The sequence below is a fragment of the Alteromonas australica genome (assembly GCF_000730385.1).
Taxonomy (GTDB): domain Bacteria; phylum Pseudomonadota; class Gammaproteobacteria; order Enterobacterales; family Alteromonadaceae; genus Alteromonas; species Alteromonas australica.
Genome location: NZ_CP008849.1, coordinates 904,034 through 927,520, shown reverse-complemented (window position 1 = coordinate 927,520; position 23,487 = coordinate 904,034). Strand labels below are relative to the sequence as shown.

20 protein-coding genes and 1 pseudogene are annotated in these 23,487 nt (G+C 45.1%); 9 read left to right on the top strand and 12 right to left on the bottom strand.

The annotated features are described in order from the left end of the window. Positions 1-38 precede the first annotated feature (38 nt). Positions 39-395, top strand: a pseudogene (locus EP13_RS19405) (methyl-accepting chemotaxis protein); the annotation flags it as partial. Between the two features lie 116 nt (positions 396-511). After that, positions 512-1,099, top strand: a complete 588-nt coding sequence (locus EP13_RS04060; RefSeq protein WP_044056145.1) for a YigZ family protein — start codon at positions 512-514, stop codon at positions 1,097-1,099. A 51-nt stretch (positions 1,100-1,150) separates the two neighbouring features. On the opposite strand, the gene EP13_RS04055 is transcribed toward EP13_RS04060, so the two are convergent. Further along, positions 1,151-1,687, bottom strand: coding sequence for a peroxiredoxin family protein (locus EP13_RS04055; protein ID WP_044056144.1), 537 nt, complete (start codon positions 1,685-1,687; stop codon positions 1,151-1,153). 201 nt (positions 1,688-1,888) lie between these two features. Beyond that, positions 1,889-2,317, bottom strand: coding sequence for an organic hydroperoxide resistance protein (locus EP13_RS04050; RefSeq protein WP_044056143.1), 429 nt, complete (start codon positions 2,315-2,317; stop codon positions 1,889-1,891). A 116-nt stretch (positions 2,318-2,433) separates the two neighbouring features. Between EP13_RS04050 and EP13_RS04045 the strand changes: the two genes are divergently transcribed. The 3 genes from EP13_RS04045 (at position 2,434) to EP13_RS04035 (ending at position 4,159) form a co-directional block, all read left to right on the top strand. Then, positions 2,434-2,877, top strand: a complete 444-nt coding sequence (locus tag EP13_RS04045; protein WP_044056142.1) for a MarR family winged helix-turn-helix transcriptional regulator — start codon at positions 2,434-2,436, stop codon at positions 2,875-2,877. A gap of 122 nt (positions 2,878-2,999) precedes the next feature. Beyond that, positions 3,000-3,635 carry a PAQR family membrane homeostasis protein TrhA gene (trhA, locus tag EP13_RS04040; protein ID WP_044056141.1) on the top strand — a complete coding sequence of 212 codons (636 nt, stop codon included), beginning with the start codon at positions 3,000-3,002 and terminating at the stop codon, positions 3,633-3,635. Then, positions 3,632-4,159: a hypothetical protein gene (locus EP13_RS04035; RefSeq protein ID WP_231497920.1), complete on the top strand. Its 528-nt coding sequence runs from the start codon at positions 3,632-3,634 to the stop codon at positions 4,157-4,159. The genes trhA and EP13_RS04035 overlap by 4 nt, the downstream gene beginning before the upstream one ends. Before the next feature lie 57 nt (positions 4,160-4,216). Here EP13_RS04035 and EP13_RS04030 read toward each other — a convergent pair whose 3' ends face one another. Further along, positions 4,217-5,125, bottom strand: coding sequence for a hydrogen peroxide-inducible genes activator (locus EP13_RS04030; protein WP_044056140.1), 909 nt, complete (start codon positions 5,123-5,125; stop codon positions 4,217-4,219). A gap of 236 nt (positions 5,126-5,361) precedes the next feature. Here EP13_RS04030 and EP13_RS04025 point away from each other — a divergent pair, with 236 nt between their 5' ends. Further along, positions 5,362-6,351, top strand: a complete 990-nt coding sequence (locus EP13_RS04025; RefSeq protein WP_044056138.1) for a universal stress protein — start codon at positions 5,362-5,364, stop codon at positions 6,349-6,351. Between the two features lie 121 nt (positions 6,352-6,472). Here the strand turns inward: EP13_RS04025 and EP13_RS04020 are convergent, their stop codons facing one another. From EP13_RS04020 to EP13_RS04000, 5 genes are all read right to left on the bottom strand, one after another. After that, positions 6,473-7,744 (bottom strand): inorganic phosphate transporter, encoded by a 1,272-nt coding sequence (locus tag EP13_RS04020; protein ID WP_044056137.1) that lies wholly within the window; start codon positions 7,742-7,744, stop codon positions 6,473-6,475. 287 nt (positions 7,745-8,031) lie between these two features. Continuing rightward, entirely contained in the window at positions 8,032-8,748 is a 717-nt protein-coding gene (gene phoU / locus EP13_RS04015) for a phosphate signaling complex protein PhoU (RefSeq protein WP_044056136.1), read from the bottom strand. 27 nt (positions 8,749-8,775) lie between these two features. Further along, on the bottom strand, positions 8,776-9,582 hold the full coding sequence (gene pstB, locus EP13_RS04010; RefSeq protein WP_044056135.1) for a phosphate ABC transporter ATP-binding protein PstB: 807 nt from the start codon (positions 9,580-9,582) through the stop codon (positions 8,776-8,778). Between the two features lie 9 nt (positions 9,583-9,591). Further along, positions 9,592-11,151 (bottom strand): phosphate ABC transporter permease PstA, encoded by a 1,560-nt coding sequence (pstA, locus tag EP13_RS04005; protein WP_052364277.1) that lies wholly within the window; start codon positions 11,149-11,151, stop codon positions 9,592-9,594. Position 11,152: 1 nt separating this feature from the next. Beyond that, on the bottom strand, positions 11,153-13,357 hold the full coding sequence (locus tag EP13_RS04000) for an ABC transporter permease subunit (RefSeq protein WP_044056134.1): 2,205 nt from the start codon (positions 13,355-13,357) through the stop codon (positions 11,153-11,155). Positions 13,358-13,534: 177 nt separating this feature from the next. On the opposite strand from EP13_RS04000, the gene EP13_RS03995 reads away from it, so the two are divergent. The 3 genes from EP13_RS03995 to ppx all read left to right on the top strand — a co-directional run bounded on the left by EP13_RS03995 (position 13,535) and on the right by ppx (position 17,805). Next, positions 13,535-14,041, top strand: coding sequence for a glycine cleavage system protein R (locus EP13_RS03995; RefSeq protein WP_044056133.1), 507 nt, complete (start codon positions 13,535-13,537; stop codon positions 14,039-14,041). 120 nt (positions 14,042-14,161) lie between these two features. Beyond that, positions 14,162-16,231: a polyphosphate kinase 1 gene (gene ppk1 / locus EP13_RS03990; protein WP_044056132.1), complete on the top strand. Its 2,070-nt coding sequence runs from the start codon at positions 14,162-14,164 to the stop codon at positions 16,229-16,231. A 20-nt stretch (positions 16,232-16,251) separates the two neighbouring features. Then, positions 16,252-17,805, top strand: coding sequence for an exopolyphosphatase (ppx, locus tag EP13_RS03985; protein WP_044056131.1), 1,554 nt, complete (start codon positions 16,252-16,254; stop codon positions 17,803-17,805). A 141-nt stretch (positions 17,806-17,946) separates the two neighbouring features. Here the strand turns inward: ppx and EP13_RS03980 are convergent, their stop codons facing one another. The 4 genes from EP13_RS03980 to tkt all read right to left on the bottom strand — a co-directional run bounded on the left by EP13_RS03980 (position 17,947) and on the right by tkt (position 23,282). Continuing rightward, the gene (locus EP13_RS03980; protein WP_044056129.1) at positions 17,947-18,846 is read right to left on the bottom strand and encodes a fructose bisphosphate aldolase; all 900 of its coding nucleotides are present in this window, start codon (positions 18,844-18,846) and stop codon (positions 17,947-17,949) included. 118 nt (positions 18,847-18,964) lie between these two features. Next, positions 18,965-20,140, bottom strand: coding sequence for a phosphoglycerate kinase (locus EP13_RS03975; protein ID WP_044056128.1), 1,176 nt, complete (start codon positions 20,138-20,140; stop codon positions 18,965-18,967). Positions 20,141-20,260: 120 nt separating this feature from the next. Beyond that, a complete protein-coding gene (epd, locus tag EP13_RS03970) occupies positions 20,261-21,271 on the bottom strand; it encodes an erythrose-4-phosphate dehydrogenase (protein WP_044056127.1) in 1,011 nt (336 codons plus the stop codon). Between the two features lie 19 nt (positions 21,272-21,290). Then, positions 21,291-23,282, bottom strand: a complete 1,992-nt coding sequence (tkt, locus tag EP13_RS03965) for a transketolase (protein WP_044056126.1) — start codon at positions 23,280-23,282, stop codon at positions 21,291-21,293. Positions 23,283-23,487: the final 205 nt, after the last annotated feature.

The window sequence follows — 23,487 nt, the reverse complement described above, 5'->3', positions numbered from 1 at the left end:
ATCAAACCAACTTGCTCATGCATGAGTTAAGCGAACAATCACTAAAAATTGAAACCATTGTAACCACCATCAGTGGCATTGCAGACCAAACCAACTTACTGGCGCTTAACGCTGCAATTGAAGCTGCACGGGCTGGTGAACAAGGTCGCGGCTTCGCCGTTGTTGCCGATGAAGTTAGACAACTTGCGCAGCGCACCAGCGACTCCACCGTAGAAATTGAAACGGTGGTAGCAGAAAACCGCAAACTCGCCGACAAGTCCACCAAGAAAATGGCCGCCGTTAAAGATAACGTTGATTTGAACAGCCAGCAAATTACTCAAGTTCAATCGGTCATGGATGAGATTCAAAAAGGTGCGGTGAACGTCTCAGAAACTGTCTCGGGTATTCTGCGGTAGCAATAGGCGGCGCTAAAGCGACCTCTATACCGTCTAAGGGTAATGTCACGCCTACCGGACAAACTCACTCATATCTTCCATTAGCCACAGCGGCTAATGGAAGATATACTTCTCGAATGACGTATCCTGTGCCTGCAGTACAGCATGAAATCCTGTACGAAATTAAAAAAAGTAAGTTTATCGCCTTTGCCACTTTTGCTGATAGTAGAGAGGCAGCCATGGAGCAACTTGCTGAAATAAAAATAAAATACCCAGACGCCCGCCATCATTGTTGGGCATATTTAATTGGGTCTCCCGATCAACCTCGTTCACTTGCTATGGCCGATGATGGCGAGCCTAGCGGTACCGCGGGTAAACCTATTCTCAATGTTTTACAGCATAAAAACGTGGGCGATGTGATGGTTGTTGTTACCCGCTATTTCGGGGGCATTAAGCTAGGGGCTGGCGGCCTTGTACGCGCCTATTCTGCGGCTGCTCAGCAAGTAATGGAACAACTCGAAACCAAACAAGAAGTTAGCCTGCATGAATTAAGTCTAAATGTAGACTTCAAACACGAACAGTTTGTTCGGCATTTAACCCAACAATTCCAGGGTAAAATTCAGTCTTGCAACTATGCGCATTGCGTCACTATGACACTGGCACTTCCTGAGCAAAGGATGGGAGATTTTGAAGCTCATGTCGCTGCAATTCGGTTATCCACGTAAACAGGCTATGACGCATAAACCGCCAGGCTACACGTCATAGTTTTACGGGTATTAGTAAGCGCGCGTTCCGCGAACAGGATAGCTATTTTCTGGGTCGCGAATAAATGCTAAACCCGACACGAGTTGTTCAAGGTCTGGACGAACGAATGGTGCATTGGCAATTTCACAAATTTGAATACGTCCTTCACCATTGATGATGAACAATGCAGGTTCAGCGAAATTATGATCGGTCTCTTTTTCTGATCGCGGCTCAGAGATATATAAACCGAGCGCTTTCATATCGTCTTCAGTTAACCCATAAGCGATAGGGAAACTAATAGAAAGGTCGTCTAAGTGGGCGTCTAACTGAGACTTACTGTCTGCACTGACGGCAATTAAGTCTATATTTTGTTCCAATAAACGCCCTTTAAAGTCCTCTAGCGCGTTTAAATATTTTGTGCAAATTGGGCAATGCTTACCGCGATAGACCACGACCATTTTCCAATCGCATTCTTCACGCTTACTGCTTAGCGATACTTCCTCTCCTGACGTTAATGTTGCCTTAATGTCAGGAAATTTAGCGCCGGCATGTAGCTTTTGTGTGTACATAAAAACTCCTTCATCACGTACCATAAAATGTTAAATCAGTGATTAATGACACCGATTCGCCTAACTCACTTAGGCTAAAGTGGTTATATACAGCTACGTGTGAAAGAGGGTTAAGATCGCTTTCAGTCAATGTAGATAACGTGAACGGCATCCGAATTCAGATAATAAGTGCGCCACTCACTAGAGCGACGCCTACAACCGTCAGACTAGGGAAATTTCTACTTCAATGTTGCCGCGAGTCGCATTTGAATAGGGGCACACCTGGTGCGCTTTTTCCACTAAGCTACGAGCTTGCTCTTTATCCATGCTGCCTAAATCTACGCTGAGTTTCGCTGCAATGGCAAACCCCACTTCAATTGGCCCAATGCTCACATCGCCAGTCACCTTAATATCATTGTCTAGCTTAACCCCATCGGCTGCCGCGACATGCTTTAATGCGCCGATGAAGCACGCAGAGTAGCCAGCTGCGAACATTTGTTCTGGGTTTGTGCCCTCTCCTCCTGCTCCCCCCAACGCTTTTGGCGTTGAAAGTGTAACCGACAAGTTGCCGTCGCTAGAGGTGGCGGTACCTTCACGTCCACCGGTTGCCGTGGCTGTACCTGTATAAATCACTTGCTGTAGTTTATGCATGCTGTTCTCCAATCATTTAGTTTGCATGCAAACAAAAATATCACCATCTTTATTTGCAGATCAAGTTATTTGTATGCAAAATATTATTCAGACCTTTTTCTTCCGTGTTAGTACCCATGACTGAACGCCTTAAATTAGAAAATCAGCTATGCCATCGCTTTTACACCTTGTCTAATGCCTTCACTCGGGCCTATCGCCCGTTGTTAAAAGCGTTAGATATCACCTATCCGCAATATGTCACCTTGATGGCGCTATGGGAAACAAGTGGTGTGACAGTGGCATCCTTGGTACAAAAGACCATGATTGATGGTGGTGCCATGTCACTTATATTGAAAAAGCTGGAGGCAAAAGGGTTCATCACCATTGAAAAAGACCACGCTGACAAACGAGTAAAGCACGTTCATCTCACGTCGTTTGGCAACACGGCGAAAGTGAAAGCCGGAGACATCCCCGTACAAATGCTGTGTAAACTTGATGGGCTGAGCAAAGAAGAAGCGAGCCAACTGGCGACGTTAATTGATAAATTACATGGCTGCTTTATGCCTATTGAAGATGAATAAGTCACTTAAGGTGTAAAGCTTAATAAACTATTTCACCTTTTTGTCATCACATTATTCTAGGGAGTTTGCTATTATTACCTATTGAGCGTACATGTGTACGCCAGATTTCATAAGGAGTGTTTATGGCCTCAATTCCAACTAAAGCCTATTCTGTTATAGAAGAATGGCTTAATAGCATAAGTCACGGCGTTGGCTTTGTCGCGGCTATTGTTGGTTTAGTATTTATGCTTTTTAGAGCTGAAGATGCGCTTACTATTACGGTTGCGGCAATTTACGGCTCTACCCTTATTCTCATGTTCTTAAGTTCAACCTTGTACCATGCGATTAGCCACCAAAAAACTAAGGGCTGGCTTAAACTTTTCGACCACAGTGCAATTTACATATTGATAGCAGGGACTTACACACCATTACTTTTAGTGTCTATTGGTGGTGCGTTAGGCATTACGATGACCGCAATTATCTGGTGTCTTGCTGTGGGTGGTGTAGCCTTTAAACTTGTGGCGCAGCACAGATTCCCTAAAGTGTCTGTGATGACCTATTTGCTCATGGGCTGGATTGCTTTGGGGCTTATTTATCCGTTATACGTTGCGTTGCCAGGCACGGGATTATGGTTGTTAGTTGCTGGTGGTTTGTGCTTCAGTATTGGCGTGTGCTTTTACGTGGCGAAGAAAGTAAAATATACCCATGCAATCTGGCATTTGTTCGTTATTGGCGGATGTGCCTGCCACTATTTTTCCATTTATTATTTCGTAGTATGACAACGCAATCGCAATACCTTTCTTCTAACCCTAAAGCCATTGCCGATGACAATGGCAGATTTCCGTGGTTTTCACTGTACGGCGGCAAAATTTGCTTTGGAAATCGTCCAGACACCGCTAGTTGGGCGCCATTATTGTCAGCAAAAGTTAGCCATATTGCCACAGTGCAAACCCGCGATGAAAATGCCGCGGATATTAGACATCAGTGTCTCACGTCGGGACTAAAATGGATGTGGGTCCCTTTTGAGACCACCTCAATATCTGCATCGATTGAAGAAGCCTTTTTACATCAATATTTGCGGGAAATAACAACCGTACTTAAAGACGGCGCACATCTCTATTTACATTGCGATTCAACGCTAAGTAGATGCAGTTTGTTGTTTTATGCCCTTTGTCACTATAACAGGCTCCCTTCAGACAGTGCATATTGCGCCCTCCACAGCATTAACCCGCAGGCCAATGCCCTTTCTCGCCGCGAACTTAAATGGGCAGCATCGTTAGGCCACGCAGCCCTCAAGGGCTAATAAAACCCATTCCAACATTATCTACGATGGACTATCACGGACAAAAGACGTTAAAAACTACTTTAAAGTCGGAACCGGTAATAAAGGCGCAATGATCTCGCCAATACGTCGAAATAATTGCATCCGAGTGGTGCCTGAACGCCACACTAGGCCTATTTCTCGATACCCCTGCTCTTCCGCCGCAAAGCTTTTAAGTTGGGTATTTTTGATAATCGACTGATTTAATGCAAGCTCGGGTAAAAATGTGTAACCCATTTTACTGTTAGCCAATTGCACCAGCGTATAAAGGCTGCTAGCGGCAACACTGCTAATTTGGTCGCTGTGCTGCAAGTTACACGCGCTAACGGCGTGACCGGTCATACAGTGCTCTTGTTGCAATAAGAAAATGCTTTTCTTAGGTAAATTAGAGATATCTACGGGATCAGGAAGTTGAGAAGCCACATCTTCATGGGCGATAAGATGAAACGGATCATGGCCTAACACCATTTGCTTACACCCTGGCGTTTCCATCGGCAAGGCTAAAATCAGTAAATCTAATCTGCCGTCGGTGAGCTGCTGAAGCAGTTTCTCGGTTGTGTCTTCCTGCATTTCCAAATTAATCTCAGGAAGCGATGTAGAAAACGCACTTAGCATACCTTCAAACAAGAAAGGCGCGATAGTAGGAATAACCCCTAACTTTAACGTGCCCCGTTCCCAGTTGCCTGCATTTTTTGCATACTCAACCAGTTCCCCAGCCTCTTGTAGCAACACTTTACTACGTTCAACGATATCAAGCCCTAGAGAAGTGAACACAAAGGTTTTGTGTTCACGTTCGAGCAACTGACTGCCAAAATGCTCTTCGAGGTTTTGAATTGCCGTACTTAAGGTTGACTGACTGACATTACATCGTTGGGCTGCACGATGGAAATGCTGCTCCTGATACAAGGTAACAAGATAGTGAAGGTGCTTTAAGTTTGGCCATTTCATAACGTATAGAATCTGATTGAAAATGATATTCTTAATCTAACATAAAGATTATTAGTAAACACACTTTTATTACGGTTTTAAGGCCTCCGCGAAAGAAAGAGAGATTTCTCACTGTGCGCTTGATTTATTGCAACTTTCGCCCGTGTTTCTGTTGAATTTCGGTAGTCAGGGCGCAGTTCAAGGGTTAGGATATTATTAGAGTTTTACCCTACCTTACTATCTTGCTAGGAGCATTCATGAAAGGCCATTATAGCAATATATTGTGTGTGCTAAGTGATACCCATCGACAAGATGATGTTATCGCACAAGCTGTGCATATCGCCAAAAGCCATCAAGCCACACTCACCCTTATGCTCTCGCTAGAGTCGCTTCCCCCGAATGCCAATATGGTGATGGAGTCCTTCTCATATATAGATTCCCAATCATCAATGGAAACCCAAGCACAAGACTGGCTGCGCAATCAGGCAGAAAAATGGGAAGAAAAATACCCTACACAAACCAAGGTAAGTATTGGAAGCCCGCTTATCGACATCATTACCAATGTCATTCAATATCAATATGACTTGGTGATAAAACGCGCTGAAGAGAGCTTTTTAGATCGTTTGTTTGGCAGTTTAGATATGCGCTTATTGCGAAAATGTCCTTGTCCTGTTTGGGTGCTGCACCAAAAATGTACAAGCCAATATAAAAACGTGGTTGCGGCGTTAGATTTAAATTATCACTACCCCAAACATGAAATTTCGGTTCGCAAAAAACTGAATGCCGATATTCTTCGCCACGCTATTCAAATATCATTGCTGGAATTTTCCCAATTGCACATTGTCCACGTGTTTGATGCCGTGCCGGAAAATATTGTACGCGATGGCTTTATCACCGTTGATAACGACCAGATGGAAACCGATTTAGCAAAGATACATGCCGAGCGCGAGCAAGCGCTTGAAGATCTATTGCAAGCGTTAGAAGGCGAACTCGCGCCAGACACCATGGATTATTTGAAACCGCAAAAACATATTGTCCACGGTTATCCAAGACGAGAAATTGCTGCCACAACGAAATCACTAGATACCGATGTGATAGTCATGGGAACGGTGGCGCGATTAGGCGTGCCTGGCTTTATTATGGGAGGAACGGCGGAAGAGACCATGAATCAATTAAACTGCGCCGTGGTAGGTATCAAACCGGCTGGATTTACCTCGCCTATTACCTTGGCGGATGCCAACGACTAAACCGCCTAGTTTTCTATCGCCCGAAATCAAAACACCCCCTCATTGAGGGGGTGTTTTAGTTTTGGTACTGCATATTCTATTTGCTTTAACCCATTATCTGTATGGGCAAGGCCTGCGGCATCTAGGCAACACCAAATGCGGCCTTTAATAGGTAGAAGAAGATAATGGACAGCAAAGCACCCGCTGGCAAGGTAACAATCCACGACACCACAATGTTTCTGACTATACCTAAATTAAGTGCTGACACGCCCCGCGCTAATCCAACACCTAATACGGCACCCACCAATGTTTGTGTGGTTGATATAGGTAAGCCGGTGCCTGAAGCAATAACCACGGTCGTGGCGGCAGCTAGTTCAGCGGCAAAACCGCGACTTGGTGTTAAATGCGTAATACCTTGCCCGATAGTTTTAATAACTCGATGACCAAATAATGCTAAACCTAGCACTATCCCTACGCCACCTAAGGGCAAAATCCACGGCGCTAGTTTTGCACTAGAGGTTATTTCACCGCCACTACTCACAACGCTCACTACTGCCGCAAGAGGACCAATAGCATTAGCCACATCATTAGAACCATGCGCAAATGCCATACAACAGGCAGTCACCACCATAAGTAAGGCAAACACTTTCTCTACATTGGCAGCCTGTAAATCTTTATCTTCAGAGCCACTGAATGTCATTCTACCGATAAACCACTTTCCAAAAAGGCCCAACGCAATAGCAATGGCAATGGCTAACAAAAAATCATTTGGCGAGCCAATTTCTAGACCAACGTGCTTCAAACCCTTCTTGATGGTAACCAGCGACATGACAAACCCTGCTAGCGCCATATAGAAAGGCACATAACGTTTCGCGTTTTGAAAAGGGGAGCTGGTTTGAAAAATGAGTTTGTGTGCACTCATAAAAATAAGGTAGGCAATAATGCCTGATATGGCAGGGGTAACAACCCAGCTTCCCACGATGCCACCGACTTTGTTCCAAGCCACGGCATCCATACTAACGCCTGTTGCAGTGAAACCAATAATGGCACCAATGATTGAGTGTGTGGTAGAAACCGGCCAACCCAACCATGAAGCTACTGCTAGCCAAATGCCAGCCGCAAATAGGGAGGAAATCATGCCCAATACTAGGTATTCGGGCACCGCAGAGAAATAATCGGGATCGATAATGCCTTTGCGAATAGTTGATGTCACTTCACCACCAGCGAGATAAGCGCCGGCAAACTCGAAGATCATCGCAATGATTATAGCTTGCTTAATAGTTAATGCTTTTGAACCTACAGACGTTCCCATTGCATTGGCAACGTCATTTGCACCAATACCCCATGCCATTACAAAACCAACACCGGCGGCAAGCAGTATGAGAATTAGGCCATAACTTTCGAAAAATTCCACGGATAATCGCTCCTGATCTTATACGCGATTTAAGCTGGACACTACTACACGAGATAGCAGCAACTCTTGCCAATGAAGGCAACAGGATGAAGTTGAGGACAAATTGTGTCTACGCATAGGTTTAGAGTATTTTTTGCACGATCTGTTCTTGGCTGCGGCGCATAATAACGTAATCATCTGCGAAGCCATAGAGAAAATCACCGAAAAATTATAAATTGACATGGATATTTTGCGATACGGTGATTATTAGAACAATTATTTCAGTTTTGTGACAATTCACTCCCCTCTTACGAGAGATCTTCTAATTTTTGCTGCATGTTTTCCAAAGGCATATGTCGAACATCTGTGCCCCGGGTTAAATACACCACGTATTCGCATACATTTTTACACCTATCACCAATACGTTCTAAGGAGCGAAGCGCCCAAAGCACATCTAACCAATCTTGCATGTCTTCTGTGGTTTTTTCCATTTCCAATGTGGTGTAGGTTAAAAGACGCTTATATTCACTGTCGATGCGGTTATCTTGATCGTATACGGCAAGAGCCGCACTTTCATCTTGTCGTGCAAATGCATCAAAAGTACCTCGCATCATAGCGGCGACACGCTCTCCAATGAGCAACATACTGGTTTTGATTGTGTCTGAGCTTGGTAGCTTGTTCCGAGTGACCAGTTTAGCTATACGCTCTATTTCATCCCCCATTCTCTCTATATCTGTAATGGCTTTTGAAATCGTCATAATTAAGCGAAGGTCGCTCGCGGTAGGATGACGCTTTGCAATAATACGTAGACACTCTTCATCAATCTGCACTTCCATAGAATTAATCTTCAGGTCGTTTAGCACCACCTTTTCGGCTAATGAAGCATGATTGAGCTTTATCGCTTTTAACGTGTCTACCAATTGCTGCTCTACTTCTCCCCCCATGGTGAGTACTGAGTTTCGTAAGTTTTCCAACTCAATATTGAAGGTGCCGGAAATGTGGGTATTCAGGGCTACTTGACGCATAGGTGCATTCTCCTACAGTAAAAACCATTAACCATAACGACCGGTAATATAGTCTTCTGTTTGTTTTTTTTCTGGCATGGTAAAGAGTGTATCGCTGTCGGCATATTCAATGAGTCGTCCTTGATGAAAAAACGCGGTGTAGTCCGATACCCGCGCGGCTTGTTGCATATTGTGAGTCACGATAACGATGGTACACCGCTTTTTGAGGCTAGCCATTAACTCTTCAATAAAAAGGGTGGTGAGCGGGTCTAGCGCTGATGTGGGCTCGTCCAACAATAGAATATCGGGCTTTAGCGCTAATGCTCGCGCTATCACTAAACGCTGTTGTTGCCCTCCGGAGAGCAGGTGCGCAGGTTCAAATAACCGGTCTTTTACCTCTTCCCATAGCGCGGCTTCTTTTAACGTACTTTCCACTGCATCGTCTAGCTTGCGTCGCGTTTTCACACCTTGTAGTCGCAATCCATAACATACATTGTCATAAATACTCATGGGAAACGGGTTAGGTCGCTGGAAAACCATGCCCACTCGGGTGCGCAATCTAGACACGTTTATTTTTTTACTATTAATATTGCGACCATCAATGAGAATTTCGCCAGAATATTTGCACCCATTGTACAAGTCATTTAAGCGGTTAAAGCTACTCACCAAGGTAGATTTACCACAGCCACTTTGACCAATCAGTGCCGTCACTTTATTTTTCGGGATACGCATAGATATGTCATGCAGTACCTGTTTACCGCCAAACCATAGATTAAACTGCCTAACATCAATTGCCGTACTGGCTTCGTCTATCTCATCAACATTTAGCGTGTTATGTTCAAACAACTTCAGCATGAAATTCCATTACCCCTGTAAGTAACGTTTGCGCAATCGCGTACGCAGTATAACGGCCAGTACATTTAACACAAACACTACCACCAGTAACAATAGGCATGCCGCAAACATCATTGACGCGCTTTTTGCGTCTGTTTGGCTATGAAAGGCACCGTCATAAATAAGTACGCCCAAATGCATAAATTGGCGATCGAGGTGAAGATACGGAAATTCGCCGTCAAAGGGTAAGTTGGGGGCAAATTTCACCGCGCCTACTAACATAAGAGGAGCAACCTCTCCTGCTGCTCTCGCTATCGCCAATATAACCCCTGTCATTATTCCCGGTGAAGCGATGGGCAAAATGGTTTTCATGATGGTCTCAATCTTTGTTGCCCCTAAAGCATAACTGCCTGCTTTTAACCCTTCGGGTACGCGACGCAGTCCTTCTTCAGTTGCCACGATAACCACCGGCAACGTCAGTATTGCCATGGTGAGTGCTGCCCAGAAAACCCCTGGCGTTCCCATGGTTGGTGCGGGCAATGAATCGCTAAAAAATAGTGCATCAATGCTGCCACCAACTGAGTAAACGAAAAAGCCCAAACCGAACACACCATAAACAATCGAAGGTACACCAGCCATGTTACTGACACTGATTCGAATGGCAGTCGTAAACCCGTTATCTGGTGCATATTCGCTTAAGTAAATAGCCGCTAACACACCAAAGGGTGTCACTATTATGGTCATTAAAAACACCATTAGAATAGTGCCGAAGAGAGCCGGAAACACACCACCTGAGGTATTAGCCTGCTTGGGGGACTCTGTTAAAAAGGTAATGAGGTTTTGAACAACCACCTGCCATTTTTCAACATAGTTTAGCTGACTCACGTAGGTGACAGTGGCTATATCAGACACTTTAATAAATAGCGTTTGGCTACCTGAAAAAGTCAGGGCGAGTAAATACTCAGACAATTGCCCTTCGAGCTCAATAACCTTTTCCTGAACGCGATGAAACTGCGCCACCAATTTTTCTCGCGCTGGCGCATCTAGTGCCACGTCTTTAGCATCGAGTGCAGCTAGGGCATTGTGAATATCAGCAAGTTGTTCACTGCTGATACGATAGATTTCATTATTTATTTGGTTCACCGTGCGCTTTACATCGGCATACTCATCTAACGATTCTTTGTCTCCTGCCGGGGTGCGAAGAAACATAGGCGTTGCCAACAAGTTACGTCCATCAGTCAGCTTAATTTGAGCACTTTCTACGGCGAGTGACTCAGCAACGATGTCACTTTCTTTCACCAAAGCCTGCGTTCCATAGGGGTGGTGAAAGTCACTATAATTGAGTTGAAAAACGCGTTCAGTCTCGTCGCTTAAGTATCGCTGAGCTAATACTTTGTGGGTTATTCCGCCTTGTGAATAAGAAACCGCATAAATTGGCTGAGGCCAAAAATAAGCGCCGCCCCGAATCGAAATTAGCGCCAACACGGAAATGAGTGCGATGACCAGTAACCCGGTAAAAAAGGCTGTGAGACTGATAACTAAAGATTGTCGCTGTACTGGATTCAAACCCAGTTGCTTAATGCTCGCCATATTAACCCTTAAGCCTCATACGCTTTCGAACAAGCTCTGCTACTGTGTTCACTATAAAGGTGAAGGCGAACAAAATGGCGGCGGTTAAAAATAGTATTTGGTAATGCGCAGAAGACACATCAGCTTCAGGCAGCTCGATGGCTAGATTTGCCGTTAATGCACGTAACCCTTCTATAAGGCCCCAACTTGATATCGGGGTGTTGCCTGTGACCATTAACACAATCATGGTTTCACCAAATGCGCGACCAAAACCAAGCATAATGGCAGCCACCACGCCAGGAAAGGCCACTTTCAAAACCACGTACATCAGCGTTTGTAGCCGTGTTGCCCCTAATGCAAAAGAAGCAAACTTTAATTCATCTGGCACACCGCTGATGGCATCTTCAGCCAACGAATAAATACTGGGTGAGATGGCCACTCCAAGGGCAATGGCCACAACAATGGTGGTTTTTCCTATAGGGCTATCAGATTCAGCCGCGAGTATTTCATAGCCATTTAATCCAAACAGCGACTCTAGCCAAAATGGCGCCCACTCAACACTGACAAAGCCAAGAACAAACACCCCAACAATGGCAAAGCCTAACTCTGCGCCATGGCGTATTTTACTCGGAAGGTAGCCGGCGACTTCCCGCTGAACAAGTGCAATTGCCACTAAAACAAATGGCACGACCATGAGGAAAAAGGCAAAGGAAAACAAAAACTGCTCAGCTTTAGGCGACAACCAAATAGCAGCAATGAAACCAATAAGGACACTGGGAACCGCTTCTAGCATTTCTACTGCTGGCTTTATAATATGCCTTAATCGGCTTTTGGCAAAAAAGGCCGTATAAATGGCTGCGCCAATGGCTAAAGGAATAGCCAAAATAAGTGCCAGTAACGAGGCTTTAATACTGCCAATTAAGAGAGGAGTTAAACTAAACTTAGCTTCCGTAAAATCGGAGGCACTGGTGGTTTGCCAAACGGTATCAGGTTCAGAATAGCCCTCATAATGCAAAGGCGAGAATAAAGAGCGCCACGTGGTGATTCCGCTTAAGTGGTCTGCTCGCCATATATATAGCTGATTATTATCGTAGCCAAAAATGCGGTCACCAAACCAGGTAATGTGACTAACCTGATGCGCAATACTTTGTTGGCTTACTATTTCACCCGACACACGATTCACAAACAATAGGCTAGATTGATTAGTTAACAGGACCAAAACGTTCCCACTTGCGTGCTCACCCACATCCAGCACTCGCACCTGTTTGCCTAGCGCGATGCTATAGGTTTTCTTGAAGGTTAATCCTCTCTCGTCACGCTGCAGTACCCAGCGAGACACGCTGCTCTCACTGTTCGTTTCACCCTCAACAAGTAAAAAGGTACGATCTTTTTCGAGCGCAAATACCCGTTTAGACAAGGGTATACTCGTTCCCGAGTCACCCACGTCGCCTAGGGGCTGTGGTGGTCCATTGAGGGACATTAGGGTTAGTTCATTGTTTTGCTCAACAATCATCATCTCTGCCCCAGGAAGCAGCACCACATCCTGAGCTTCTTCAAATTGTTTATCTATTCGTAATGTGGGGTCTTTTCTGTTCACCCAGCGCACAAACACGGCCTCGTCGGTTACCACCTTCGCCACCGCCCAACGAGAAGAAAGTTCTACATGCCAGCGTTTACGGTTCTGCCATACCTGTACTGGCAAAGAAAATGACACACTAGAGGGCGACGTTGCAGCGAGGCGTCTGTCAGATTGCTCTTGTTGATTTGAACGTGAAGCACCTTGAATGCGAGAACCATACGTTAACCCTCTAGCGAAAACGATACGTACCTGACCACTACTCGAAATATCAACAAGTGCATTCTCACCCATTAAGGAAATAGCCGCTAATTCATGATCACAAGGGCGCGTAAAGTTATGTAGGCTTAAGAAAGTTTCTCGGTTGTCTACGTTCATTAACGCTAAACGACAAGGGCCATTTTTCACAATCATTGGCTGGCCGCTAAAGATATCGCCATTTGCGACTATTGGGTGTTTATCTGGCAGCCCGTAGGTCTTTTCTAACTGAATTTTGGGCAATAAAGCGAGAGGCAGCGATTGCGTTAAAAGGTGAGAAATAAGCACAACCAGCGTAATTAACACCAAACCACCGAATGCAGTTACAGTATAACGGCTCCACTTATCATAGCGCTGGCGTTTTTTATCTATACTATCGCTTTCGTAGGTCATGCTTAATTTATTAAATATTCAGGCGAAATTTGCACTGGTGAGCAGTGTAAGTTTTGTTATGCTAATAGCAAGCGAAAGTTTCGGGTACTGCTATAGCGCCAGATCAATCCGACTCATGGTATTACCCTCTATCCCTACTGGCAAATGCATTTCTTTACGATGTGAATAGGAGTTTTTATGCAATCCCTGGTAATCAGCATTTTAGGTAAAGACAAACCCGGTATCGTTGACGCATTAGCAAAATGTATTTATCAGCATAACGGCAATTGGCAAGGTTCTAGCTTTGCACATATGGCAGGCATGTTCACTGGCTTTGTCGAAGTTCACGTGGACGACGCCCAAAAAGACAAGTTAGTCACAGCCTTAGACGGCCTTACTGATGTCACAGTACAAACCGTGGTGACCAGTTTATCAAAAAGCGAAACGCTCACCGAATTATCCGTTGATGTTATGGGCAACGATAAACCCGGAATTGTGCAAGAACTTACCAGCATACTGAATCAGTTTAACTTAAACATTGTTAGCTTTTCGTCCCATTGTGAAAGCGCACCTAACTGGGGAAGCCTGATTTTTAAAGCCACGGCCGTTATTGCCGTTCCAGCATCCTTTGATCAGGACGCACTGCAAGATGCGTTAGAAGCGCTATCGAACGATTTAGTGGTTGAAATAGAAGATAGCCAATAAACACCTTCACCTTACTAAGGTAATGGATTTACCAAATTACTCTGTATTACAGGGTTGTCACAGTAGTGTCACCGACTAATGGCAGTCTTTGACCATTTTTAATAGTGAATATGAACATTTATGGATAACGAAGATTTATATTATCCCAAAGAGCTTAGTTGGCTCGCTTTTAATGAGCGTGTATTACAAGAAGCCGCGGACAAAAATAACCCAGCGGTAGAGCGTATACGCTTTCTCGGTATTTACTCAAATAACCTAGATGAGTTTTACCGTGTACGTGCGGCGGATGTTAAGCGGCAAATTACCATTGCTCAAAATGACGGCAACGAAGAAGAAGCGTTGCGTCAAACTGAGTTGATGGAGCGCATTCAAAAGAAAGTTGTGCAGTTGTCAGACAAGTTTGACGAAATTCATAAAGACGTATTGAAGTCGTTAGCGCGATATAACATCCACATTTTGCGCAAAAATGATCTTAACGACTATCAAAAGCAATGGGTTCGCAATTTCTTTGTCAACAAGGTCCTTCGTCATATTGCCCCTATTCTTATCGATAAGAAGGTTGACCTGCTTAGCCGACTTAACGGCACCTCAGTATATTTGTATGTGGCGTTGAGAAGAAAAGAGCGTAACACCCGCTTTGCCGTTATTCAGGTTCCTACCTCTGAAATGTCACGCTTTAAGCTGATTCCTCCGGAAAAAAGCCGTAAGAAAAAACATATTATTATGTTGGACGACATGATTCAGCTTTGCTTAGAAGACATTTTCCGAGGCTTTGTGAAGTTCGACGAAATTGAGTCCTTTTCGTTTAAAATGACACGAGATGCTGAATACTCGATTAATGACGAAATTGACGAAAGCTACGTTGAAAAAATGTCAGAGAGTATGAAACAGCGCCTTATCGCAGAGCCTGTCCGGGTGATTTACGATAACGACATGCCAGATGACATGGTGAATGACTTGCGCAAGCGTTTACGGATCACCAAGCTTGATACCATGCATGCTGCCGGACATTACCGCAACTTTAAGGATTTCATCGGCTTTCCCAATGTGGGGCGAGAATACTTAGAACATGGGGCTTTACCCGCTATCGATACCAGCGCATTTTCAAAATACAACACGGTATTCGATGCCATTACGGCCCACGACATACTCCTTTATTACCCGTACCATCGCTTTTTGCACTTCACTGAGTTTGTGCGTCAAGCCGCCTTCGACCCCAGCGTAAAAGCCATTCGTATCAATATTTATCGGGTAGCCAGTAATTCTCGCATCATCAACTCACTGATTGATGCGGTTGATAACGGAAAGAAAGTGACCGTTGTGGTAGAGCTTCGCGCTCGTTTCGACGAAGAAGCCAATATTGAATGGTCGAAACGTATGACCGACGCGGGTATTCGCGTTGTGTTAGGTGTGCCAACCCTTAAAATACACTCTAAATTATGTATTGTGAGCCGTGAAGAGCGTGGCTCGTTGGTGAACTATGCCCACTTTGGTACAGGTAACTTCAACGAAAAAACGGCAAAAATTTATACCGACTTCAGCTTGTTTACCCGCAATCAGGAATTGGCGAATGAAGGGGTGGCCGTATTCGACCTTATCAATTACCCGTACCGTCGTTATAAATTCCAGCATTTACAAATATCGCCGCTCAATGCGCGGACCAAGATACAGTCATTAATTCGCCAAGAAATCCAGCATTTAAAAGAAGGGGCTGATGCGAAGATAACGTTTAAGATTAACAACTTGGTTGATAAAGAACTGATTGATGACCTGTACCGAGCGAGCCAAGCTGGTGTGAGGATACGAGGAATTGTTCGAGGCATGTGTTCATTGAACCCTGGTGTAAAAGGGTTAAGTGAAAATATAGAAATCATTTCCATCGTTGATAGGTTTTTAGAACACCCCAGAGTGATGATATTTGAAGGCGGCGGCGAACGAAAAGTGTTTATCAGTTCAGCCGACTGGATGACTCGCAATATGGATAACCGTATTGAAGTTGGCTGCCCAATATACGATAAATCCCTTCAACAGCGTGTGGTGGATATCATGGAAATGCAATTCCGTGATACTTTAAAAGCGAGAGTAATTGACAGAGATCAGAGCAACAAGTACGTTCGCAGAGGCAACCGTAAAAAATTACGCTCACAAATAGAGATTTACGACTATTTAAAGCAACAAGAAGACAAATAAGCAGGAAATGAAGAAACTACATGACCCAACATGAAACCGTATTAAGCTCAGTAGAAAGCCGCGAAACCAATAAAGTCGCAGCATTAGACATTGGTTCTAACAGCTTTCACCTCGTGGTAGCGCGTATTGTGGCTGGGTCAGTTCAAATTCTTCACCGTGTGAAACAAAAAGTTCGACTGGCTGAAGGTCTTGATGAAAACAATGTTTTATCAGAAGAAGCCATGGAGCGTGGCTTAAATATGTTGCGGGTTATTGCCGAAAGCCTACGCGGCTTCGAGCCTGATTCTGTACGTATTGTTGCCACACATACACTGCGTAAAGCGGTAAATGCCCGAGACTTTATCAATCAAGCCAAAGAGATCCTTCCCTATCCTGTCGAAGTTATTTCTGGGGTAGAGGAAGCACGTCTTATTTATTCTGGCGTTGCCCACACCAATCACGCTGATGGACAACAGTTAGTGGTTGATATTGGCGGCGGGTCAACTGAATTTGTGATTGGTAAGGGGTTTAAGCCTTTGCTGTGCAGAAGCTTACAAATGGGCTGTGTGAGCTACACCCAACGCTTCTTCCCCGATGGCGAATTAAAAGGTAAGTCATTTGATCGTGCCATTACTGCGGCGGCACAAGAACTTGAAATGATTGACGGCAAGTACCGTCGTCTCGGCTGGGTACAGTGTATTGGTACCTCAGGTACCATTCGTTCATTATTTACCTTGTGCCAACAAGACAATGCAAATGGTCATGATGTGCCTGTCACCCAAAAAAGCCTACGCAACCTAATGAAAGAGTTTGTCAGCGCCGGTCATGTAGACAAACTTAACTACCCGAACCTAAGCGATGATAGGCGAGTAGTTATTGCAGGCGGCTTAGCCATATTAATTGCTGTGTTTAAAGCCTTAGACATAGAAGGGTTAACCTACTCGCCTGCGGCGCTAAGAGAAGGCGTGTTATATCAGATGGAAGATGAGCTTCATCATGCTGATATTAGAGGCAGAACCGCCAGCAGCCTAGCGACGCGTTACGACGTAGACACGGCGCAAGCCACTATGGTGTTAAACACAACCTTGCAGTTTTTCGATCAAGTGGCAAAAGAATGGAAGCTTAAAGGAAAAGATTTCAGAAGTATGCTGGGTTGGGCAGCGCTGCTGCACGAAGTAGGAATGCAAATTAACACCCGAGGCATTCAAAAACACAGTGCGTATATTTTGGCAAATGTAGACATGCCTGGATTTACCCAAGAACAACAGTTGCTATTGGCCACCCTCGTACGCTTTCATCGCAAAAAGATACGCACCAATGAGTTACCGAACTTTAACCTATTTGAGGACAATGCAGTAAAACGCTTAATTGCCTTATTGCGGTTAGGGGCGTTGTTGAATATTAAACGCCAAGAAGGCTTTGTTCCTGACGTAAAAATACACGTTGATAAACATGTACTTACTCTTACCTTCCCTGACGAATGGTTAGATGAAAAGCCGATTATCTCAGCAGATTTAATCAGAGAAAGTGTGTATTGGAAAAGTCTAGATTTGTCGTTGGTGATTAAGCCCGACATCACAAAACTGGAGAGTTAGTTAACACAGAAGCTTTCGATATAGCCTATAAGTAAGCAACGGTTAACAACAGATAACGGCAAGGGTTACCCTAAATGGGCGGGAAACAAACACAAAAAAGGAGAGCAACGCTCTCCTTTTTTAATGAATTCATATTTTACTTTATGACTTTGACGCCTGATAGATGCCTTCAATCGCTGCATCTAGTGTCGCTTCAAATTCTTCTTGGCTTTGCTTAGCCGAAACACCTTCGGTAAGTGCTCTTGAGAAACTAGCAATAATACCTTGGTTTTCAGCCAATTTCGCATTCGCATCATCGCGGCTATATCCACCAGAAAGTGCGACCACTTTCAGTACCCGCGGATGATCGACAAGCTCTTTGTAGAAATTCGCTTCCGTAGGCAAAGTCAGTTTCAGCATAACTTCTTGGCCTTCATTCAGTAAATTTAGCTGAGTGAGGATTTCAAGTTTCAGTAATGCTTCTGCTTCTGCTTTTTGAGGGCTGTTAATGTCAACCTCAGGTTCAATAATAGGCACTAACCCTGCGGCGAGAATTTCCTTACCCACTTCAAACTGCTGAGCAACCACATCTTTGATACCTTGATGGTTAGCGAGTTTTACCACGCTACGCATTTTTGTACCAAATACGTCTTGCGCAACCGCTTTCGCTAGCAGAGCATCTAGGCCGACAATAGGCTTCATTACCTGCACACCATTGCTTTCAGCCTCTAGCCCTTTGTCCACTTTTAAGAAAGGGATAACACGCTTTTTCTGCCACAAGAAATGCGCAGTAGACATGCCTTCAATTTCTCTATCAAGTGTGTTTTCAAACAGGATTGCGCCTAATACGCGCTCACCGCTAAAAGGGGTGCTGGTAATAATGCGGGTACGCATTTCATGAACGAGGTTGAACATTTCTTCGTCTGAACTGTATTCAGACTCTTCAATGCCATAAAGACGCAATGCTTTAGGTGTACTGCCGCCACTTTGATCTAGGGCTGCAATAAAACCCGTTTGCGTATTGAGTTTATCCAGCATAGCTTGCTGAGCTTGTGATGCCATTGCAACACTCCTTTTTATATTCCTGTCCTGTGGACAGCTGTAGGGTTTATAGTTATAAGCCGGTGTACGTCACTGTAGCACCGGCAAAATCGTTTCCGATTCTTGTAACCTGTTAGTATTATTTATTTTTTTCTTCTAACATGGCTACTGCAGGTAGTGTTTTTCCTTCTAAAAACTCGAGGAATGCACCACCACCTGTTGAGATATAAGATATCTTGTCAGCGATTTCATATCTATCGACTGCAGCTAGTGTATCACCACCACCTGCAATTGAGAACGCATCACTTTCGGCAATTGCTTGAGAAAGCGCTTTCGTTCCCGCACTGAACTGTTCAAACTCAAAGACACCTACTGGCCCATTCCATACAATGGTGCCGGCATTTTTAATAATGGACTCTAGAGCTTTTGAGGAATCAGGGCCGATATCAAAAATCATATCATCATCAGCGACATCAGATACCGCTTTCAGGGTGGCTTGTGTATTTTCATCAAACGCTTGCCCTACCACAACATCAGTAGGTACTGGAATGTTACCGCCGTTAGCCTGTGCTTCGTTCATGAGCTGAGTGGCTTGTTCGGTTAAATCCATTTCCACAAGAGATTTACCAACATTGTGACCCTGTGCTGCAATAAAGGTATTGGCAATACCGCCACCAACAATTAACTGGTCAACTTTTTCGGCCAACGTTTTTAATACCGTAAGTTTTGTAGAAACTTTAGAGCCACCCACAATGGCTACCATAGGGCGCTTAGGGTTATCTAAAGCCTTGCCAAGCGCGTCAAGTTCAGCCGCAAGTAGAGGGCCTGCACACGCTTTAGGAGCAAACTTAGCGACGCCATGAGTAGAGGCTTGTGCACGGTGTGCAGTACCAAATGCATCCATCACAAAGATGTCGCACAGGGCTGCGTATTGCTTCGCTAGGGTTTCGTCGTCTTTCTTTTCGCCTTGGTTAAAACGAACATTTTCCAAAATAACCAATTCACCGTCGGCAAGTTCCACGCCATCAAGGTAGTTTTTGACAAGCTTGACGGGAACATCGAGCGCGTCGTTAAGGTAATCGACAACAGGTTGTAGTGAAAACTCATCGGCAGGCTCCCCTTCAGTGGGGCGGCCAAGATGAGACATCACCATTACCGCTGCGCCGGCTTCTAAGGCCGCTTTAATCGTGGGAATAGATGCTTTAATACGCGCATCAGAAGTCACTTTGCCGTCTTTTACCGGCACGTTTAAATCTTGTCTGATTAGAACACGCTGACCGTTAAGGGCCATATCGCTCATACTTGGAATTGCCATTGTCTTTCCTATGTTAATTTAAATTTACCGCCCCTGTGAATCAACAACATGATTAACAAGGGCATATTAACTTATGAAAGCTGCGCGGGTTGTGCTACCAACCCTGGCAGCATTAATGCATTATTTTGCGTCGAACATCGCTTTGGCGGTGTCGAGCATTCGGTTAGCAAAACCCCATTCGTTGTCACACCATACCAGGGTTTTAACCAGCTGCTTATGGCTTACTCGCGTTTGTGTGCCATCTACAATACACGAGTGTGGGTCATGATTAAAATCTACCGACACCAAAGGCTCTTCGGTGTAATCCAAAATTCCCTGTAATCGCCCCGCCTTTGCACTACGAAGCGCCTGATTTACCTGCTCAATAGTGACTTTAGCATTAAGGCTGACACTTAAGTCCATAGCAGTGACGTTTATCGTGGGCACACGCACAGCGATTGCTTCAAACTTCCCTGCAAACTTAGGCAGAATACGCTCTATACCTGCCGCTAAGCGCGTATCAACGGGAATAATTGACTGGCTTGCTGCGCGGGTTCTGCGCAAATCTTCATGGTAAGCATCAATCACTTGTTGGTCGTGCATAGACGCGTGAATAGTCGTAATTGTTCCACTTTCTACGCCAAAAGCCGCATCAAGCGCTTGGATGACAGGCACAATACAATTCGTGGTACAGGACCCGTTAGAGACCAACTTTTGTTCACTGGTTAACGTATCTTCATTGGTACCAAAAATAACGGTATTGTCTAAATCTGTGGCACCCGGTGAAGAAAAAAGCACCTTGCCTGCCCCAGCATTGATATGCGCCAGGCCTGAGGTTCTATCATCGAATTTACCGGTGCACTCAAGCACAATATCCACGCCTAAGGCTTGCCACGGCAGGTGATTAATGTCAGGTTCGGCTAACAGCTGGATAGGGCTCCCCGCCACCTTAAGGGTATTATTTTCTAAGGCCACATCAAAACGGAACCGCCCGTGGGCGGTATCGTATTTAAGCAAATGTGCGATGCCTTCGGGCTTAGCAATGTCGTTGATGGCCACAACGTTAAACTCGTTATTGCGTCCACTTTCATAAAGTGCACGCAACACGTTGCGACCAATACGACCAAACCCATTTATGGCAATATTTACCATAGGCTTATTTATTTACCTCTTATAGAGACAGTGCCGCCTCTACTACCGCGTCAGTAGTAATGTTGAAGTGCTTAAACAACTCGCCAGCAGGCGCAGATTCACCGAAGGTGTCCATACCGACAATCGCGCCATTAAAGCCAACATATTTGTACCAGCTGTCTTTAGATAAGGCTTCAACTGCAACGCGCTTAACCACACTTGATGGCAATACGCTTTCGCGGTATTCCGCTGACTGACGATCAAATACATCAGTAGATGGCATAGACACAACGCGAACTGCTTTACCTTGTTCAGTCAGCTTATCTGCGGCTTCCACTGCCAACTGTACTTCTGAGCCTGTACCAATCAGAATTAACTCTGGCGTTCCGTCGCAATCTTTCAGTACGTAACCGCCTTTTGCAATATCGGCTACCTGTTCAGGCGTTCTGTCTTGCTGCGCCAAACCTTGGCGTGTGAAAATTAGGGTTGTTGGGCCGTCAGTGCGCTCAATGGCAGACTTCCACGATACCGCAGACTCTACTTGGTCACATGGACGCCAGTTGTCTAGGTTTGGCGTTGCACGTAGTGCAACCACTTGCTCTACCGGCTGGTGAGTAGGGCCATCTTCACCCAATCCAATTGAGTCGTGGGTGTAGACAAAAATAGCTGGCTGCTTCATAAGCGCTGCCATGCGTACCGCGTTACGCGCATATTCCATAAACATAAGGAAGGTTGCGCCATAAGCTTTAAAGCCACCGTGAAGGGTAATACCGTTCATCATGGCAGACATACCAAACTCACGCACACCGTAGTAAATGTAGTTACCTGATGCGTCGTTTGCTTCAACTCCTTTGCTGCCATCCCATATGGTCAGGTTTGAACCTGCTAGGTCGGCAGAACCACCTAGAAGCTCAGGAAGCAGTGGGCCGAAAGCATTTAGCGCGTTTTGCGACGCTTTACGTGATGCAATGTTTTGTGGATTAGCTTGAAGCTCGGCAATAATGGCATCAGCTTTTTCGCTGAAATCAGCCGGTAGCTCACCATTTACCCGGCGCTTAAACTCAGCAGCAAGCTCTGGGTAAGCCGCTTCATAGGCTGCGAAAGCCTCATTCCACGCGCTTTCGGCTTTAGCGCCCTTCGCTTTACCATCCCAGCCAGCATAAATGTCGTCAGGAATTTCAAAGGCGCCATGACTCCAGCCCAGTTTTTCACGCGTAGCAACAATTTCATCGTCGCCCAATGGTGCACCGTGGCAAGACTCTGTACCTTCTTTATTTGGCGAACCAAAACCAATGGTAGTTTTACAGCAAATAAGGGTCGGTTGAGCAGTATTTGCTTGGCCTTTTTCAATGGCTGCTTTCACTTGCTCAGCATCGTGACCATCAACGCCTTCAATCACTTCCCAGCCATAGCTCTTGAAGCGCGCAGGCGTGTCGTCGGTAAACCAACCTTCTACTTCACCGTCGATGGAAATGCCATTGTCATCCCAAAACGCAATCAGTTTGCCCAAACCTAGCGTGCCTGCTAGTGAACAGGTTTCGTGTGAGATACCTTCCATCAAGCAACCGTCACCTAAAAAGGCGTAAGTATGATGATCAACAATGTCGTGACCGTCACGGTTAAACTGTGCAGCTAGCACTTTTTCAGCTAGCGCCATTCCCACTGCATTGCTAATGCCCTGACCTAACGGCCCTGTGGTGGTTTCTACACCAGGCGCATAACCGTATTCAGGGTGACCTGGCGTTTTAGAGTGAAGTTGACGGAAATTCTTCAACTCTTCAATAGGCAATTCATAGCCAGAAAGGTGAAGCAATGAGTACAACAACATAGAGCCGTGGCCGTTAGAAAGCACGAAGCGATCGCGGTTTGCCCATGATGGGTTGGCAGGGTTGTGTGCTAGGAAATCTCCCCACAACACCTGTGCAATATCGGCCATCCCCATTGGGGCGCCCGGGTGACCAGATTTAGCTTGTTGAACAGCATCCATGCTTAATGCACGGATAGCATTGGCGAGTTCACGACGAGAGGGCATGTTGTCTCCTGATTTTATTTGTATCTTTCGTATTCAAGTGAGCGTGGAGGTAAGGCTTTTGCTCAACTTCTTTATACGCTTGAATGTGGCGTTATTCTTACCTATGCCACCTTACAGTTCAATGGGTTTTCATTGCCAATAACGAAAGTCATAGTAAAAAATGGTCTATAGCGTGACCTATACGTATTCGATAAACAATAAAAAT

Excerpts from the sequence above, each read along its gene's own strand:
- EP13_RS04060 (WP_044056145.1), top strand. The coding sequence starts at position 512 with ATGACGTATCCTGTGCCTGCAGTACAGCATGAAATCCTGTACGAAATT.
- EP13_RS04055 (WP_044056144.1), bottom strand. The coding sequence starts at position 1,687 with ATGTACACACAAAAGCTACATGCCGGCGCTAAATTTCCTGACATTAAG.
- EP13_RS04050 (WP_044056143.1), bottom strand. The coding sequence starts at position 2,317 with ATGCATAAACTACAGCAAGTGATTTATACAGGTACAGCCACGGCAACC.
- EP13_RS04045 (WP_044056142.1), top strand. The coding sequence starts at position 2,434 with ATGACTGAACGCCTTAAATTAGAAAATCAGCTATGCCATCGCTTTTAC.
- trhA (WP_044056141.1), top strand. The coding sequence starts at position 3,000 with ATGGCCTCAATTCCAACTAAAGCCTATTCTGTTATAGAAGAATGGCTT.
- EP13_RS04035 (WP_231497920.1), top strand. The coding sequence starts at position 3,632 with ATGACAACGCAATCGCAATACCTTTCTTCTAACCCTAAAGCCATTGCC.
- EP13_RS04030 (WP_044056140.1), bottom strand. The coding sequence starts at position 5,125 with ATGAAATGGCCAAACTTAAAGCACCTTCACTATCTTGTTACCTTGTAT.
- EP13_RS04025 (WP_044056138.1), top strand. The coding sequence starts at position 5,362 with ATGAAAGGCCATTATAGCAATATATTGTGTGTGCTAAGTGATACCCAT.
- phoU (WP_044056136.1), bottom strand. The coding sequence starts at position 8,748 with ATGCGTCAAGTAGCCCTGAATACCCACATTTCCGGCACCTTCAATATT.
- pstB (WP_044056135.1), bottom strand. The coding sequence starts at position 9,582 with ATGCTGAAGTTGTTTGAACATAACACGCTAAATGTTGATGAGATAGAC.
- pstA (WP_052364277.1), bottom strand. The coding sequence starts at position 11,151 with ATGGCGAGCATTAAGCAACTGGGTTTGAATCCAGTACAGCGACAATCT.
- EP13_RS04000 (WP_044056134.1), bottom strand. The coding sequence starts at position 13,357 with ATGACCTACGAAAGCGATAGTATAGATAAAAAACGCCAGCGCTATGAT.
- EP13_RS03995 (WP_044056133.1), top strand. The coding sequence starts at position 13,535 with ATGCAATCCCTGGTAATCAGCATTTTAGGTAAAGACAAACCCGGTATC.
- ppk1 (WP_044056132.1), top strand. The coding sequence starts at position 14,162 with ATGGATAACGAAGATTTATATTATCCCAAAGAGCTTAGTTGGCTCGCT.
- ppx (WP_044056131.1), top strand. The coding sequence starts at position 16,252 with ATGACCCAACATGAAACCGTATTAAGCTCAGTAGAAAGCCGCGAAACC.
- EP13_RS03980 (WP_044056129.1), bottom strand. The coding sequence starts at position 18,846 with ATGGCATCACAAGCTCAGCAAGCTATGCTGGATAAACTCAATACGCAA.
- EP13_RS03975 (WP_044056128.1), bottom strand. The coding sequence starts at position 20,140 with ATGGCAATTCCAAGTATGAGCGATATGGCCCTTAACGGTCAGCGTGTT.
- epd (WP_044056127.1), bottom strand. The coding sequence starts at position 21,271 with ATGGTAAATATTGCCATAAATGGGTTTGGTCGTATTGGTCGCAACGTG.
- tkt (WP_044056126.1), bottom strand. The coding sequence starts at position 23,282 with ATGCCCTCTCGTCGTGAACTCGCCAATGCTATCCGTGCATTAAGCATG.